The sequence below is a fragment of the [Clostridium] citroniae WAL-17108 genome (assembly GCF_000233455.1).
Classification (GTDB): Bacteria; Bacillota; Clostridia; order Lachnospirales; family Lachnospiraceae; genus Enterocloster; species Enterocloster citroniae.
This window is the reverse complement of record NZ_JH376427.1, coordinates 86210-101838: the sequence shown is the minus strand read 5'-3', so window position 1 is coordinate 101838 and position 15629 is coordinate 86210. Positions and strand designations below refer to the sequence as shown.

The window sequence follows — 15629 nt, the reverse complement described above, 5'->3', positions numbered from 1 at the left end:
CCATAATATCATCAAAATATATTGACAAGATAACCATTAAGTGATACTATAATGGCGAAACCACAGATGATTATTGTAGCATTATCCAATGATTTTTACAAAGAAGGGGGAACTTTCAAATGAAAAAAATTATGACACTCATTGCCGCAATCTCAATTGCCAGTACGATACTGTACGGATGCGGAGGAAAAGAGACCGCTGTGCCAACAACCTCAGGCGGAGGTCAGAATGTGGAGGCAGCTGAACGGAGCGGGGAAACTATTAAATTTACAATTACATCAGATTCGCCTAAACGGGCAGAATACTGCCAGTTATTCGTGGATTACGTTGCCGAGGCTTCAGAGGGGAAGTATGTGGGTGAGGTTCTTGCGGCCAGTTCACTGGGCTCTGCTGCGGATACAGCCCAGATGATACAGATGGGTACATTGGATTTCAATCTGAACGATGATATGTCAATTGATGGCATTCTTGATGGAAAACTGGGATTTGCATGGCTTCCCGGTCTTGTATCAGACTATGATGAGGCAGATCAATATTATAATGAGGGATGGATTGCAGACCAGGTTGCAAAGATCATGGAAGAGAACAACATAATCAGAATCAGTTCTTTCTGTAATGGTTTCAGGCAGGTGGGGAATATGAAGCGTGAGATAACTGACATGTCCGATCTGAAAGGACTGAAAATCAGAATCCCTTCTGTAGCCTCTGTAGAATCCTTCTATGAGAAATGCGGTGCCCTTCCTGTTTCAATTCCAGGGTCTGAAGTATTGTCAGCTATCCAGACAGGGACGGTAGACGGTCTTGATAATGCGGTATTCAATTATGTAAATCAGGGGTTAACAGATGTTATAAAGTATATTACGGAACTGAACTACTGCTATTCCGGCGGATGTTTTGTATCAAGCCCTAAATTTTGGAACACCTTAAGCGATGATGACAAGGATATGTTTACGGAGTGTGCAAGGAAAGCATCAGCGGAGTTTACGGAATATTTCAGGAATACAACGGATGAACTGGTGAAGAGCGGTGTTGACAGCGGACAGTGGGTGGTATCACAGCCGTCAGAGGACATGAAGGCTGGGCTGCAAAAGATTTATGAAGAAATATGGGAAGAATCAAAAGGCAAATATCCGGCAGATATCATGGATATGATCATCAGCGGAGATTATAAAAAATAAGGTTTTAAAGCTGCATGAAAGAGAGAATGTATATGGGAGAAAGTAAATCAACAAGATCGCATAATATGAATGTATTTGAAAAAATAAATCACTGCTTTCTTTATTTTGAAAAGATTGTGCTTACGTTCTGCACCATTGTTCTTGTTATAGCTATTTTTATTCAGGTTGTCTGCCGTTACATATTACTGATCTCTACCCCGTGGGCAGAAGAATTGGCACGGTATCTGTTTGTGTGGATGGCTTATCTGGGAGGGGGATATGCGCTCCATACCGGGGGACAGATAGAGATTGATATAGCGCCTACCATTATCAAATCATTGAAAGGGATAAGCGCTGCAACAAAAGACAGGATCATTCTGCTGTTAAAAACAGTAGGTCTGGTGATAACAGTGGTGTTTCTCCTTGGTTTTTGCTGGGTATTTGGGAATTACATTATGTTCATAGCTGGAGGAAGCCAGACATCCCAGACAATGCATATTCCTATGTGGATTGTATATTTCCCCGTACTTATTGGATCCCTTATTACGGTGTGGCATGGGGTATACAGGATACTGTGCAATATTTGGCCTGTATCCGTTAATGCAGAATGAAGGGAGGGGAATAAGATATGACACCATTAACAGCATTATTGGTATTTATAGGTACGTTTTTATTTGTGGCAATTGTTTTTGTGATTCCTGTTAGCTACGCATTGGGAATTGCCTCCATGGTTGTGTTTATGGCTGGGGGCCATGATGTGGTTACGGTTGCACAGTATGCATGGTCCTCCTTGGACAGCTTTTCTTTCCTGGCAATACCGTTTTACATATATGCCGGTACATTGATGGAGTACAGCGGCATTTCCAAAATGCTGATAAACTGGATCGGAGGTATTATAGGCAGGGTAAGGGGAAACCTTGGAATCATAACCATTCTTGCATCCATGGCCTTTGGCGTGCTTACCGGTTCTGCTATGGCAACAATATCCGCTATTGGAAAAATTGTTCAGCCGGAAATGGAAAAAGAGAAATATCCCAGAGGTTATGTGGCGGCATTACTGGCAGCTACATGCTTTTTAGGGATCCTTATTCCTCCGTCCGTACCGGGAATCATGTACGCGCTGTCGGCGGGAATTAAAATATCGGATGTCTGGATGGTCACTATTGGACCGGCGCTTATTTTTATGGTTGGATATATTGCTGTTAATTATTGCAGGATTGGGCGCCATCTTCCAAAGCCGGAGGCAGTTTCCATAAGCGGAACTGAACGGCTGGCAGAGTTTGGAAAAAACACATTCCGTGCAATTCCAGCGTTACTCATGCCTGTTATTATATACGGATGTATATATGGCGGTATTTGTACGCCTACGGAAGCCGGCGCGTTAAGTGCGGTATATGGCATTTTTTATTATCTGATCTTATGGTTTGTAAATAAGAAAGCGATCAAGGTCGATTTCCTTACCATAGCGGCGATCAGCGGTGCATCAACAGCTGTGATCGGATTGTTAAACGCTTTTTCGGTTATTGCAGGGAAAGTGATAACACTCACCGGGGTCTCCGGTTTCCTTTCAAACCTCATTACACAGTCCATTTCAACCAGAGGCGGCTTCCTTTTAATGATTAATATCCTGTTTCTGTTTATGGGAACATTTATGGATATTAACGCCACAATTCTGATCATGACGCCGCTTCTTCTTCCGGTAGCAATGAACGCTTATGGTATTACAGCGATCCATTTTGGCGCGATCATGCTTGTGAATATGTGCGTGGGATTTTTGACACCGCCTTTTGCAGTGGGGATATTTGTGGGACAGAAAATCGCAGGAGCTACATTTACAGACACAGTAAAGGAAGCAGTACCCTTTATCATAGTTGGTCTGGCGGCGGTTTTGGTCACAACTCTTTGTCCTGGATATTTAATGTTTTTTGTTAATCTGTTTACGTAAATAAAATATACCCGGATAATAATTTAAGAAAGGTAAAGGTGATGATTGATGGAATTCATGGGATATAGTGCACGAATGCGCCGGTTAATGCCTGAAAAGGACGGCAGATATTTCGGATTGACTGTGGACCACAGTATGGCCAGGGGAGTTATGAGAGGACTTGATACCTTCCAGCAGACCATAGATGATATGTGTGCAGGAGGACCGGATGCTATAACCATGCATAAAGGATTGGCAGAACGGTGCTTTGGCCAACATGCAGGTATTACCCCCTTGGTATTGAAATGCACTACTTTTTCGCCCTACCAGCCGGATTTTGACACACCGGTGGCCACGGTAGAGGAAGGTGTAAGACTGGGGGCGGACGCAGTGTCCATCGGGTGTATTGTATGCGGAGACAAACAGCCGCAGCAGTTATCTACGCTGGCCGATTACTGTAAGAAAGCAAAAGAACTGGGAATGCCTGTCATATCCCACATATATCCAAGAGGAAACTGCTTAAAAGATGATGCAAGATATGATTGGAAAAATATACTGTATGCAACAAGAGCTGCGGCAGAGCTGGGAGTTGATCTGATCAAGACGAATTATACGGGAGATCCGGAAAGTTTTGCAAGGGTAGTGGAAGGAACCCCCAGTATGGTTGCCATTGCTGGAGGCGATAACTGCCGGACTCCTCAGGAATTGTTGAAAATGACAAAGGATGTACTGGACTCCGGTGCAGTGGGAGTTACCTATGGCAGGTTTATTATACAGTATCCTAAAATCACTCCCATGGTCAAAGCAGTAAAGTCGATCATACATGGCGGATATTCAGTGAAAGAAGCAATGGAACTTTTGGAAGAGCTGGAACATGAGTGATGGAGATGACATAATGCAATTGGACAGATTTAGAAAAATGGATGTAATAGCAATGGGAAGGGCAACGGTAGACCTGTATGCAAATGAAACCGGGCCCATGGAAGAAGCAAAGACATTTTCCAAATATGTGGGAGGGTCTCCGGCCAATACCGCTGTTGCCATGGCGAATCTTGGACTGAAGGTGGGATATATTGGAAAAGTGTCGGATGATGCTTTCGGAAGATTCATATGTTCCTATTTGAATGGAAAAGGTGTGGATATTTCCCATATACGTACTGATGACACGGGAAGAAGATCAGGATTGACCATGGGAGAGATCAGAGAAAATGGTAAGTGCAGTTATTTTATGTACCGTCAGGATTGCGCGGATTTGAATATACAGTGCACAGAAATCGATGAAAAATATATTGCCGATGGGAAAATGCTTCTGATATCCGGCACATCACTTACACATAGCCCTGCCAGGGAAAGTGTTTTTCTTGCCATGTCCTATGCCAGGAAAAATAACACCAGGATCATACTGGATTTAGACTATAGGACCGATACGTGGGATACGGAGGAGGAAGCATCTGTGTATTACCATATGGCAGCGCTTCAATCAGATATGGTAATCGGTACGCGGGAGGAATTCGATGTTATGGAGCGGATGTTTCTTCCTGGAAACAGGGATGACAGGAAATCAGCAGAATATTTCCTTGAGCGTGGGGCGGAATATGTGTCTATAAAAAGGGGAAAGGAAGGCTCCTGTATATATACCAAAGAGGATATCTATCATGGCGGGGTATATCCTGTGAAGGCGATCAAAACATTCGGCGCAGGAGACGCATACTCAGGTGCATTTAATTATGGGATAATCAGTGGATTTACCATAGAGAAGTGCTTGATGTATGCGGCTGCGGCTGCCTCCATTACGATATCAGGACACAGCTGTTCTGATTCAACGCCTACACTGGAACAGATCGATAGGTTTATTACAGAGAATGACTATATATGCGGATAAAAAAAGAACTGCCGGTTGGGCCGTTAAGGCAGGACCGGCAGTTCTTTTTTGGAAAGGAAGGCATGAAACAATTAGTTTCAATTACGGATGATTTGACAGGGGCGGCAGATTCGGGCAGCTATTTTACAAACAGGGGGATTGAACTGACTATATATACGGAATTGGATCCGGATAAAATCATTTTGTCGTCAGATCACAATATGTGTGTCAATCTATCCACAAGAAACGCGGATGCACAAACAGCCTTTGACAGGCACTGCCAGATGTTTCGGCAAATTGGGTGCAACAGCGCGCGGATCATTATGAAAAAAATCGGAACAGGGTTCAGGGGACAGGATCCCTATGAATTAAACGGTATTCTGTCGGCAAATGAAGAACTTGTCTGTTTTATTGTTGATTCCGCACCTGACCTTGGAACCTTTACTTTGTACGGGAATCAATACTGTGAAGGATGCTTATTGGAAAAATCCCTATATACAAAAGATCCTGTGATGCCGCCATCTCAATCATTTATTCCCGATATCTTAAAAAAAGGGATTCAATACCGGATAGAATGTATTGATATCGATATAGTAAAGGGTACGCAAATGGAATTGATAGAAAGAGTTGCCGGGGCTGTTGGTCAGGGGAACAGGGTCATTGTTTTTGATGCAATTACAAAAGAGGATGGGAAACGGATCGTATCATCACTGGCGCCTTTATATCATAATGCCGTGTGGACAGGGTCTTTGGGCATTGCGGATGCGTTGTCATGGTATATGTCAGGACAGGATTATTATGAGCAAACCGCGTATTATGAAAATATAATAGAACAAATTAAAGGTGAAAGAAGTGCGGGGAAAAGATGCGCCTGTTTTACAGCATCTGCTTATGATGCCACAAAGAGACAGATTGAGTACAGTATGAGACTGGGGCTGCAAAAAGTGACGATTGATATTGACCGGGTACTGGATGGCGATCAGATGCTTATTGACAAGGCGGTTAACGAATACCTTGAAAATCTGAAGCATGGAAATACAATACTTGTACCAAAAGTAGAGCGCTATTCCTATAAAAAAGGCACCAGTTCAAAAATTTTATCCATCATCACGGAATGTGCAGATGGAATATGCAAAAATGCTATGTTTGACAGACTTGTAATCATAGGAGGGGAGACTTCCCAGTCGATCATGAAGCAGCTGGATATGCATGTTATATCACTGAAACGGTCCGGAGAAATTGGAACAGCGGAGGGCATCATTACAGAAGGCGGTTATAGAGGAAAATGGATTGCATTAAAGGGTGGCAGCATTGGAAGTGAGCAGGCTTTGGAGCGTATGATGGGCAAATGAGGGACAGGAGGAAGGGAACATGACAAAAGATATTATACGGCAATGTACAGATGAGATAATAATGTATTCAAAACTAATGTATGACAGGGGCCTTATATCTGCCAGCGGCGGCAACATAAGTGTGCGATGCGGCAGCGATTATTTTCTTATAACTGCCAGTGGAGCGGCATTTAGAAATCTCGGAAGGGATGATATTCTTTTGTGCAGGCAGGATGGAAGCATTCTGGAGGGAGGGGAGGATAAGGTATTGTCAAAGGAATACCGCATGCATTTAAATTGTTATGCTGCCAGACCAATGGCGGATTGCGTACTTCATCTTCACCCCAGCTGCTCCATTGCCTTTACTGCATATGACCAGGAATTGCCTTTATATACAGCATCAGCAAAATTGAAACTAGGTTGTGTACCAATGATTCCCTATGCAGAGCCAGGCAGTAAAGATTTGGCTGAAAAAGCACGGATCTCTATACTGAAAAATCCCTCCAGTAAAATATTTTTAATGAAAGCCCATGGCATACTGATTTTGGAACAGAGTGTAAAAGCTGGATTTGAGCTGGCAGAACTGACAGAAGATACTGCGAAAATCGCTTTATTAGCAGGAGACAGGTTAATAATGCGGAGGAGATGCCTTAAAGGGGATGGGTTTTAGGTGAAATCATTATTTTTACGCATCCGGCGGTATGAATAAAGACTTTCTCTGGGCTTGACAACCAGACAAAGCTGGAATAATATGATTCCAGAAGTGGAAGGACTTTTTAAGCCCGTTCCACATGTGTACTCCCGGAATCACCGGGAGCATGCCATATAATATAAGGAGGAAATAGATATGCTGCAGGCAGGAGTGAAAGCGCCGGATTTTACATTAAAGGACAAGGATGGGAATGAGGTTACACTGTCTTCCTTTCAAGGAAAGAAAGTAGTTCTTTATTTTTACCCCAAGGATAACACCCCCGGATGCACCAAGCAGGCGTGTGCGTTTGCGGGAGCTTATATTGGTTTTAAACAGAGGAACGTGGAGGTGATCGGGGTCAGCAAGGACAGTGAGAAGTCCCATTCCAACTTTGCCGCCAAGTATGAACTTCCCTTTATCCTGGTATCGGATCCTGAGCTCACAGCCATTCAGGCATATGATGTGTGGAAGGAAAAGAAGCTTTACGGAAAAGTTTCCATGGGCGTGGTGAGAAGCACCTATGTGATCGATGAAAAAGGTGTGATCGAGAAAGTGTTTGAAAAGGCCAAGCCGGACACCAATGCCCAGGAGATACTGGAGTATCTGGACCTGGCATCAGAATAGATAAGGGGTATAATATGGAGAGACAGGAAGAACGCTCCCTGCCGGAACAGATATCAGAGGCCCTCATTGACTATATTTTGAAACAGAAGCTTCAGAAGGGGGACAAGCTGCCCAACGAATTTTCCCTGGCTCAGATGCTCTGTGTGGGAAGGGGGACCATAAGGGAAGCAATTAAGATACTGGAATCCAGGAACATTGTGACGGTGAAACACGGGGCCGGAACCTTTGTTTCTGAAAAATACGGGATTTCAGATGACCCGCTGGGGCTTTGCCTTATGGAGAACAAGGAAAAAACCGTAAAAGATATGGTGGATATGTGCGTGATCATTGAACCGGAGATCGCTGCCATGGCTGCACAGTATGCAGAGGAAGAGGATGTGAAGGAGCTGGAGCGGTGCTGCCAGGAGGCGGAGCAGTGCATCAGGTGCAGTCAAAGCCATGTGGAATGTGATATTTCCTTCCATACACAGATCGCGGTGTGCAGCAAGAACCGTATTGCAGCCAGCCTGATACCGATCATCACATCTTCGGCAAGGATTTTTTCCGAGCTGACCAATTACAGTTATCCGGAGGATACTGTAAGGTGGAAATTGGGGGGGGGGGTATAAAGAGATCACTGAGGCTATTAAAAGACATGACTGCCGGGAGGCCAGGGAATCCATGCTGCTTCACGTGATGACCAACAGGCGCAGATTGGCACAATTTTTGTGACAGATTACATAAAATGTAAAAACTTTGATAAGATGCAGTGATAATAGAAAACAACGATAGTAAGGTGGTATGATGACTTTGTGAAACACAAAAAGACATCATACCATTTTTTGTTCCCCAATACCCACCCATATATTGTAAAAAGTAAGAAAATGTCTAATAAATTATACAAAATGCACAAATATATAAAAGATTTATTGATTATATTAACATATTATTAAGTTTGCATAAAAAACATGTTGACGTTCTATGGGCATATTGTTATAATACAAATTAGTGATACGTCATACCTATTTTGCAAAATGCCCTTTCGGAAGCAGGAGGGTAAAAACAGACGGGAATTGACATATTAATGGTCCTGTGACCAGCTTAACTGAGGGTTAAGCACTAGTGCACTCTCGGAGATTCCGGGAGTACACAATATACCAAAGGAGGATTTTGATTATGACAAAGAAGATTTTATCAGTAATGCTGTCGATCTCCATGATGGCAAGTCTTGTAGCCTGTGGCGGCGGCTCTTCCACACCATCCACCACGGCGGCTGCATCCGGAACAACAGCGGCAAGTGAAGCAGCGGCAGGCGGCAGCGAGGCGGAGAGCAGCGAAGCTCCAGCAGAGGCAGCCGGAGATTACAAGATTGGCATCATGACCACAACGGTTTCACAGAGTGAGGAGAGCTACCGGGCAGCTGAGATGCTTCAGGAACAGCATCCGGACACAGTTGTACTGGCAACATTCCCTGATAAATTTGCAACTGAGCAGGAGACCACTATTTCCACAGCCCTGAGCCTTGCTTCTGATCCGGATGTAAAGGCGATCATTTTCAGCCAGGCTGTACAGGGTACTGCAGCAGCTTGCCAGAAGATCCGCGAAGTACGCCCTGACATCCTTCTGATCGCAGCCGGCTATCAGGATGACTCTGCTACCACATCTTCTAACTGTGACGTGTTCTATCACTCAAACGTTCCGAAGATGGGCTTCCAGATGGTGGATGAGTTAAGCGATATGGGCGCTAAGACATTTGTACACTATTCCTTCCCGCGCCACCTGGCATGGCAGCCAACCGCTGACCGTCTTCAGAACATGAAGGACCGCTGTGCAGAGCTGGGCCTGACCCTGGTTGAGACCACCACACCTGACCCAATGTCGGATGCAGGCACTTCCGGCACACAGCAGTTCGTATTAGAGGATGTTCCGCGTGCAGTTGACCAGTACGGCGCCGAGACAGCTTTCTTTGGCACCAACACCAGCCAGCAGGAGCCTATGATCAAGTGCGTGGTTAATACAAAGTCCTACTTTACCATGCCTTCCGACCCCTCTCCATTTGTTGGTTTCCCATCTGCTCTGGGTATTGAGGTACCGGCAGACAAGTTATATGATTCTGATTACATGATGAATGCTATTTCTGAGAAACTGGCAGAGGCGGACATGACAGGCCACATGGGAACATGGACCGCACCTCTTATGACCCTGTTCATGACAGGAAGCTACGCTTATGCGGAAGCATTCTGCGAAGGCAAGACAAACGGAGAGAAGCTGGATGCAGAAGTATTCAAGCAGACCCTCAGCGATGCGGCCGGCGGCGAAGTGGACGTAGAGAACATTACAGACGGCGGAACTACATATGACAACGGCTTCTTCATTATGTGTAGCTACGAAAGATTCTAATTGTTAAATCTCTCTCTATCAATTTTTATATGGGGAATGAAACTTCCCTGATGCTTTCAAAAGGAAGGGATGCAGCGCTAGGCATCCTTTCTTTTTTTAAAAACAGCCCTTTAAACGTGAGTTTTCCGTGGACTGGGGGAAGTACAACCCTGAGAAAGCTTCGGGTTACTGGAAAGGAGAAGAACATTGAGCAGTAAATACATATTAGAGATGAATCACATTGAAAAGGATTTCTTTGGAAATAAAGTCCTGAAAGATGTGAGCATAAAAGTCAAGCCTGGTGAGATTGTGGCATTGATCGGTGAAAATGGAGCCGGAAAATCCACCATTATGAATATCCTCTTTGGTATGCCCGCGATCCAGCAAACTGGAGGTTTTAAGGGCAGCGTTCTCATAGACGGGGAGGAAGTCAATATTAAGTCGCCCATAGAGGCCATGAAATATGGAATCGGCATGGTGCATCAGGAATTCATGCTTATCGATGGTTATGATGTTGCTGAAAACATTAAGCTGAACAGGGAAAATGTAAAAAAGACCCCGGCCAGCCTTGTCTTTGGAAAACGCCTGGATCTGGTAGACCGGGCATCCATGCACAAGGAGTCCAGATCGACCCTGGATTCCCTGGGGATCGAACTCAGTGACAAGACCAGGGTTGGAAGCCTTCCTGTGGGATATAAGCAGTTTGTGGAAATAGCCAGGGAACTGGATAAGAAAAATACCAAGCTGATCGTGCTGGACGAGCCAACGGCCGTACTTACCGAGACGGAAGCAGAGCAGTTCCTGGCCTGTGTCCGCTCCGTGGCAAAACGGGGGATTGCCTTTATCTTTATCAGCCACAAGCTGGATGAGGTGAAGAACAACACCCACCATGTATTTGTCCTCAGGGACGGCGAGATGGTGGGAGACTATCACACGGCTGACCTGAGCACGGTGAAGATGTCACAGCTTATGGTGGGCCGCGAGGTTGAGATCCTCAACCGGGAGATCGGCCATGAGGAGGAAAACGGGGAGGTCTGCCTGGAATTTAACCACTTTGGGGTCAGCATGCCCGGGGAGGTTGCCAGGGATGTGACCTTCCAGGTAAAGAAAGGTGAGATCTTCGGAATCGGAGGCCTTGCAGGCCACGGAAAGATCAGCATTGCCAACGGGGTCATGGGACTTTACCCTTCCAAGGGGGAGGTAAAGGTACACGGCAGGGTTCTGGACGTGACAAAGACAAAGGACACCCTGGATGACGGTATTGCATTTGTGTCTGAGGACAGGCGCGGTGTGGGACTGATGCTGGATGAGTCCATTGAGCTGAACATCGCCATCGCAGCCCTTAAGACAAAGGACAAATTTGTAGTGAAAAAATTCGGGATACCCTTTTATGATAAGAAAGGCGCCATCGAATATGCCAAGAAAATGATCAAGGATCTGGATATCCGGTGTACCGGCCATGCACAGCCGGTAAAGAGTTTATCCGGAGGCAATCAGCAAAAGGTTTGTATTGCCAGGGCGCTGACCCTGGAGCCTGATATCCTGTTTGTATCAGAGCCCACCAGAGGTATTGATATCGGCGCTAAAAAGATGATACTGGATTCCCTGATGAAGCTGAACAAGGAAAAAGGCGTTACGGTCATTATCACCTCCAGCGAGCTGGCTGAGCTGCGCTCCGTATGCAACCGCATTGCCATTGTCACAGAGGGAAAGATAGCCGGGATCCTCCGTTCCGATGATAAGGACTATAAATTCGGACTGCTGATGAGCGGATCCAAATTAGAAGATGCAGATGAGGAGGCGATGTAAGAATGAACCAGATAAAAAGAGCTGTTAACTTCCTGGGCGTTTCGCGCCTTGTGGTAATTGGATTCCTTTTGCTGCTGATCGTTTCCGTATTCCCCCTGGGGATTAACCCGGGCATGATCTATTCCGACTGTCTGGTGCGTATCGGCATGAACGGATTCCTGGTGCTGGCAATGATGGTTTCCATTGTCTGTGGAGCCGGACTGAATTTCGGACTTCCCATCGGTATCCTCTGCGGTCTTCTGGGCGGTTCCATTGCAGTACAGTTTAACTGGAGCGGCCTGGCCGGTTTCTGGGGCGCATGTATCGTATCCGTCCCCTTTGCCCTTGTTGCGGGTTACTTTTATGCGGTGCTGCTGAATAATGTAAAGGGGTCTGAGATGACGGTAGGAAACTACATGGCCTTCTCCATTGTATCCCTTATGTCCATTGCGTGGCTGGTGCTTCCATACAATAATCCCAAGATCGTATGGCCCATCACAGGTGTGGGTCTGCGTACAACCATGACGCTGGAAGACAACTATGACAAGGTGCTGGACAATTTTCTGCGCATTGATTTTAAGCAGATGGGCGTTCTGCAGAACAATCCCTATTGGAAGGATTTCTCCGTGTCAACGGGACTTTTACTGGTGTTTGCCGTGGGCTGCCTTCTTATGTGGCTGTTCATGAAGACAAAGGCAGGGATCATCATGCGGTGCAGCGGCGTGAATCCGGGCTTTTCCAGAACCCTGGGCGTGAATAACAACAGGGTCCGCACCATCGGTATTGTGGCTTCCACCGTGATCGCGGCCATCGGGATCAATATCTACTCACAGAGCTATGGTTTTTACCAGTTTTATTCCGCTCCTCTGATGATGGCGTTTCCGGCCATGGCAGCGATCCTCATTGGCGGTGCCACACCGAAAAAAGCCAGCGTATTTAATGTGGTTCTGGGTGTTATCCTGTTCCAGTGCCTTCTGACCCTGGCAACTCCGGTTGCCAATGCGGTGATTAATGCGGGAAGCATTTCCGAGGTAGTCCGCATCATTGTCCAGAACGGTATCATTTTGTACGCGTTGACCAAGATTAGAGCGAATGGAGGAAAATAACCATGGAAAATAAAAAACGTAATAAAGTGTTAGAATTCCTTCAGGGCAATATGGTTCCCATTCTCTTCACCCTGCTGTGTCTGGCCAGTATCAAGATATCCGGACAGAATGCAAGCTATGTGATCACGGAGACCGTATCACGTGTGGGCAGGAACGCCATCCTCATTGTATCACTGATCCTTCCTGTACTTTGCGGCATGGGCCTGAACTTCAGTATTGTTCTGGGAGCCATGGCAGGGGAGATCGGCCTGATCCTGATCACCCACTGGAGCTATGACGGATTAAAGGGGATCATACTGGCAGGCATCATTGCCACCGCTTTGTCCATTGTTCTGGGAACCCTTACAGGAATCCTTTTTAATAAGGTAAAGGGACAGGAAATGATCACAGGCATGATCCTTGGATTCTTTGCAGTGGGCGTGTATGACCTGATCTTTATCTTTATGGTGGGAAGCGTGATCCCTATGGTAAACCCTGAGATCATGCTGAATTCCCAAAATGAGGCAGGAGAGACGATTTACGTGGGCCTTAGGAACACCATTGATTTCCACGCCGAGACAAAATACGCGGTGGACAATGCCTGGAAGGTGATGTTTGTAAAGCTGCTCCCATGGCTGCTGGCTGCCCTTGCGGCGGTAACCGTGTGCATCCTGGCCTATAAGATCATGAAAAAGAAGTCGGAGGTCAAAGAAGCGCTGTTTACAACCAAGGGATTTTTAACAGCCACCATTTTACTGGCAATCCTGCAGATCCTTATGAAAACAGTAAAATCAGTGCAGAAGGCATTTTTCATTGTACAGATTCCCATGCTTACAGCCATTGTGATCGCGGCGGTCTGCCTGCTGGTGGTGTTCATAACAAAGACAAAGCTTGGGCAGGACATCAGGACCGTGGGTATGAACATGCAGGTGGCAACAGCGGCCGGTATCAATGTGGATAAGACCCGAATCGTGGCAACCGTGCTGTCAACGGTGATCGCATCCTGGGGACAGATCATTTTCCTTCAGAACATAGGAAATGTACAGACCTTTAACAGTCATGAGCAGGTGGGCACCTATGCGGTGGCAGCCCTGCTGGTAGGCGGAGCATCCATTGACAAGGCCACCATGGGCCAGGTGTTCTCAGGAACCATCCTGTTCCATATCCTGTTCTTCATGACCCCGCTGGCCGGCAAGGTGCTCTTTAACGACCCGCAGCTGGGCGAGTATTTCCGCGTATTCCTGTGTTACGGTATTATCGCCATATCCCTGATCCTATATGCGTGGAAGAAGGTTGCAGCGGACAGGCGCAGAATTGAAGAAGAAAACCGTCAGCAGCTGGCTGAACTGGATGCAAAATAGGAGGAACGTATGTCAGATATCAATACAAAGGACTTTGCAAAGGCAGTGGAGGACCAGGTCATAGGATGGAGAAGGGAACTTCACCAGTGCCCGGAGCTTGGCATGAAGACAGTGGAAACTGAGAAGATCATTCTCAGGGTATTAGAGGAGATCGGGATCGATGAAGTCCGTTCAGGGATCGGCGGTGAGGACTGCCACGGCGTGGCTGCCGTTATTCATGGCGCCCTTCCGGGAAAATGCCTGGGGATCCGGGCTGACTGTGACGCCCTCCCCATATTGGAGGAGACAGGGCTTTCCTTTGCCTCAAAGAATCCGGGCTGCATGCACGCCTGCGGTCATGACGGCCATACGGCCATGGGCCTGGGAATCGCGAAGATCTTATATGAGAACAGGGATAAGCTGAAGGGGACTGTGAAAATGATATGGCAGCCCGGCGAGGAAGGCGACAACGGGGCGCTGAAGATGATAGAGGACGGTGTCCTGGAAAATCCCAAGGTGGATGCCATGATCGGCCATCACTCCGGTACCAGTAGGTTTCAGGAGGTGGCGCCGGCCCAGATCGGCTGGACACATGAACCCTCCTCCTTCTGTATCACGGGCTGGTGGGCAAAATTCCACGGAAAGAGCGCCCATATCGCGGAGCCTCATCTGGGAGTGGACCCGCTGCTGGCCGCCTGCTATGCGGTGACGGAGCTTCAGGCCGTGCTAAGCCGGGAGAAGCAGCCCAACAAGCCCGCAATCTGTGCGGTGAGCATGTTCCATGCAGGGGATAAGAACAATATCATTCCGGATACCTGCTGTCTGGAGGGTTCCATCCGCTCCAACAACGAGGAGGACCAGGAGTACTATTACCAGCGGTTAAGGGAGATCTTCCAGGGAGTGGCAAAGACCATGCGCTGCACGGCTGAGGTTGGTTACGGGCATTACCTGGGCGCAACGGATAATGACCCTGAGATGGTAAAGAAACTAGTGCCCATCGCGGAAAAGGTCCTGGGAAAGGAAAATGTAATAGAGGTAAAGATTGCAATTCCCGGCGGGGAGGATTTCAGTGAGTTTACAAAGCGCGTCCCCTGTGTGTATTACTATCACGGCGGAAACTTTGGGGATGAAAGGGATTTCCCCCAGCACAGCTCCAGATTTGACCTAAATGAACAGACCCTGTGGTCCGGCGTGGCAGTCATGACCCAGTTTGCATTTGACTGGCAGGATATGTAAGATACAGCCCCCGCCTGACCTTCCGGTTTGGCGGGGGCTTTTGTAAATGCCCCACTAAGCTCGTGGAAGACCTCGCAAAGTGGGGATGACATCTATCGCACGTAAGCGCCTAAGAGGACAGGCGCTAAGTGCTCATAAGGAGCCACCCCACTAAGCTCGTGGAAGACCTCGCAAAGTGGGGATGACATCTATCGCACGTAAGCGCCTAAAAGACAGGCGCTAAGTGCTCATAAG

14 protein-coding genes are annotated in these 15629 nt (G+C 46.9%); all 14 read left to right on the top strand.

Annotation, left to right across the window (positions count from 1 at the left end; genetic code table 11):
* Positions 1 to 119 precede the first annotated feature (119 nt).
* The 14 genes from HMPREF9469_RS22305 to HMPREF9469_RS22240 all read left to right on the top strand — a co-directional run bounded on the left by HMPREF9469_RS22305 (position 120) and on the right by HMPREF9469_RS22240 (position 15395).
* Positions 120 to 1178, top strand: a complete 1059-nt coding sequence (locus HMPREF9469_RS22305; RefSeq protein WP_007867152.1) for a TRAP transporter substrate-binding protein — start codon at positions 120 to 122, stop codon at positions 1176 to 1178.
* A gap of 32 nt (positions 1179 to 1210) precedes the next feature.
* Positions 1211 to 1768 carry a TRAP transporter small permease gene (locus HMPREF9469_RS30785; protein WP_157140332.1) on the top strand — a complete coding sequence of 186 codons (558 nt, stop codon included), beginning with the start codon at positions 1211 to 1213 and terminating at the stop codon, positions 1766 to 1768.
* Positions 1769 to 1785: 17 nt separating this feature from the next.
* Entirely contained in the window at positions 1786 to 3102 is a 1317-nt protein-coding gene (locus tag HMPREF9469_RS22295; RefSeq protein ID WP_007867150.1) for a TRAP transporter large permease, read from the top strand.
* 75 nt (positions 3103 to 3177) lie between these two features.
* Entirely contained in the window at positions 3178 to 3963 is a 786-nt protein-coding gene (locus HMPREF9469_RS22290) for a class I fructose-bisphosphate aldolase (protein WP_197092166.1), read from the top strand.
* Positions 3964 to 3976: 13 nt separating this feature from the next.
* Complete coding sequence (iolC, locus tag HMPREF9469_RS22285; RefSeq protein ID WP_007867146.1) at positions 3977 to 4963, top strand: 5-dehydro-2-deoxygluconokinase; 987 nt, start codon at positions 3977 to 3979, stop codon at positions 4961 to 4963.
* Positions 4954 to 6294 (top strand): four-carbon acid sugar kinase family protein, encoded by a 1341-nt coding sequence (locus HMPREF9469_RS22280; RefSeq protein WP_007867145.1) that lies wholly within the window; start codon positions 4954 to 4956, stop codon positions 6292 to 6294. Before iolC ends, HMPREF9469_RS22280 begins: the two co-directional genes overlap by 10 nt.
* 19 nt (positions 6295 to 6313) lie before the next feature.
* A complete protein-coding gene (locus HMPREF9469_RS22275) occupies positions 6314 to 6943 on the top strand; it encodes a class II aldolase/adducin family protein (RefSeq protein ID WP_007867144.1) in 630 nt (209 codons plus the stop codon).
* A 177-nt stretch (positions 6944 to 7120) separates the two neighbouring features.
* Complete coding sequence (gene bcp, locus HMPREF9469_RS22270; RefSeq protein ID WP_007867143.1) at positions 7121 to 7588, top strand: thioredoxin-dependent thiol peroxidase; 468 nt, start codon at positions 7121 to 7123, stop codon at positions 7586 to 7588.
* Positions 7589 to 7602: 14 nt separating this feature from the next.
* Positions 7603 to 8196 (top strand): FadR/GntR family transcriptional regulator, encoded by a 594-nt coding sequence (locus tag HMPREF9469_RS22265; RefSeq protein ID WP_007867142.1) that lies wholly within the window; start codon positions 7603 to 7605, stop codon positions 8194 to 8196.
* Positions 8197 to 8743: 547 nt separating this feature from the next.
* Complete coding sequence (locus HMPREF9469_RS22260; RefSeq protein WP_007867140.1) at positions 8744 to 9967, top strand: DUF3798 domain-containing protein; 1224 nt, start codon at positions 8744 to 8746, stop codon at positions 9965 to 9967.
* A 186-nt stretch (positions 9968 to 10153) separates the two neighbouring features.
* Positions 10154 to 11755, top strand: coding sequence for a sugar ABC transporter ATP-binding protein (locus tag HMPREF9469_RS22255; protein ID WP_007867138.1), 1602 nt, complete (start codon positions 10154 to 10156; stop codon positions 11753 to 11755).
* Positions 11756 to 11757: 2 nt separating this feature from the next.
* Complete coding sequence (locus tag HMPREF9469_RS22250) at positions 11758 to 12840, top strand: ABC transporter permease subunit (RefSeq protein WP_007867135.1); 1083 nt, start codon at positions 11758 to 11760, stop codon at positions 12838 to 12840.
* A gap of 2 nt (positions 12841 to 12842) precedes the next feature.
* The gene (locus HMPREF9469_RS22245; RefSeq protein ID WP_007867132.1) at positions 12843 to 14180 is read left to right on the top strand and encodes an ABC transporter permease subunit; all 1338 of its coding nucleotides are present in this window, start codon (positions 12843 to 12845) and stop codon (positions 14178 to 14180) included.
* A 9-nt stretch (positions 14181 to 14189) separates the two neighbouring features.
* A complete protein-coding gene (locus HMPREF9469_RS22240) occupies positions 14190 to 15395 on the top strand; it encodes a M20 metallopeptidase family protein (protein ID WP_007867126.1) in 1206 nt (401 codons plus the stop codon).
* Positions 15396 to 15629 lie beyond the last annotated feature (234 nt).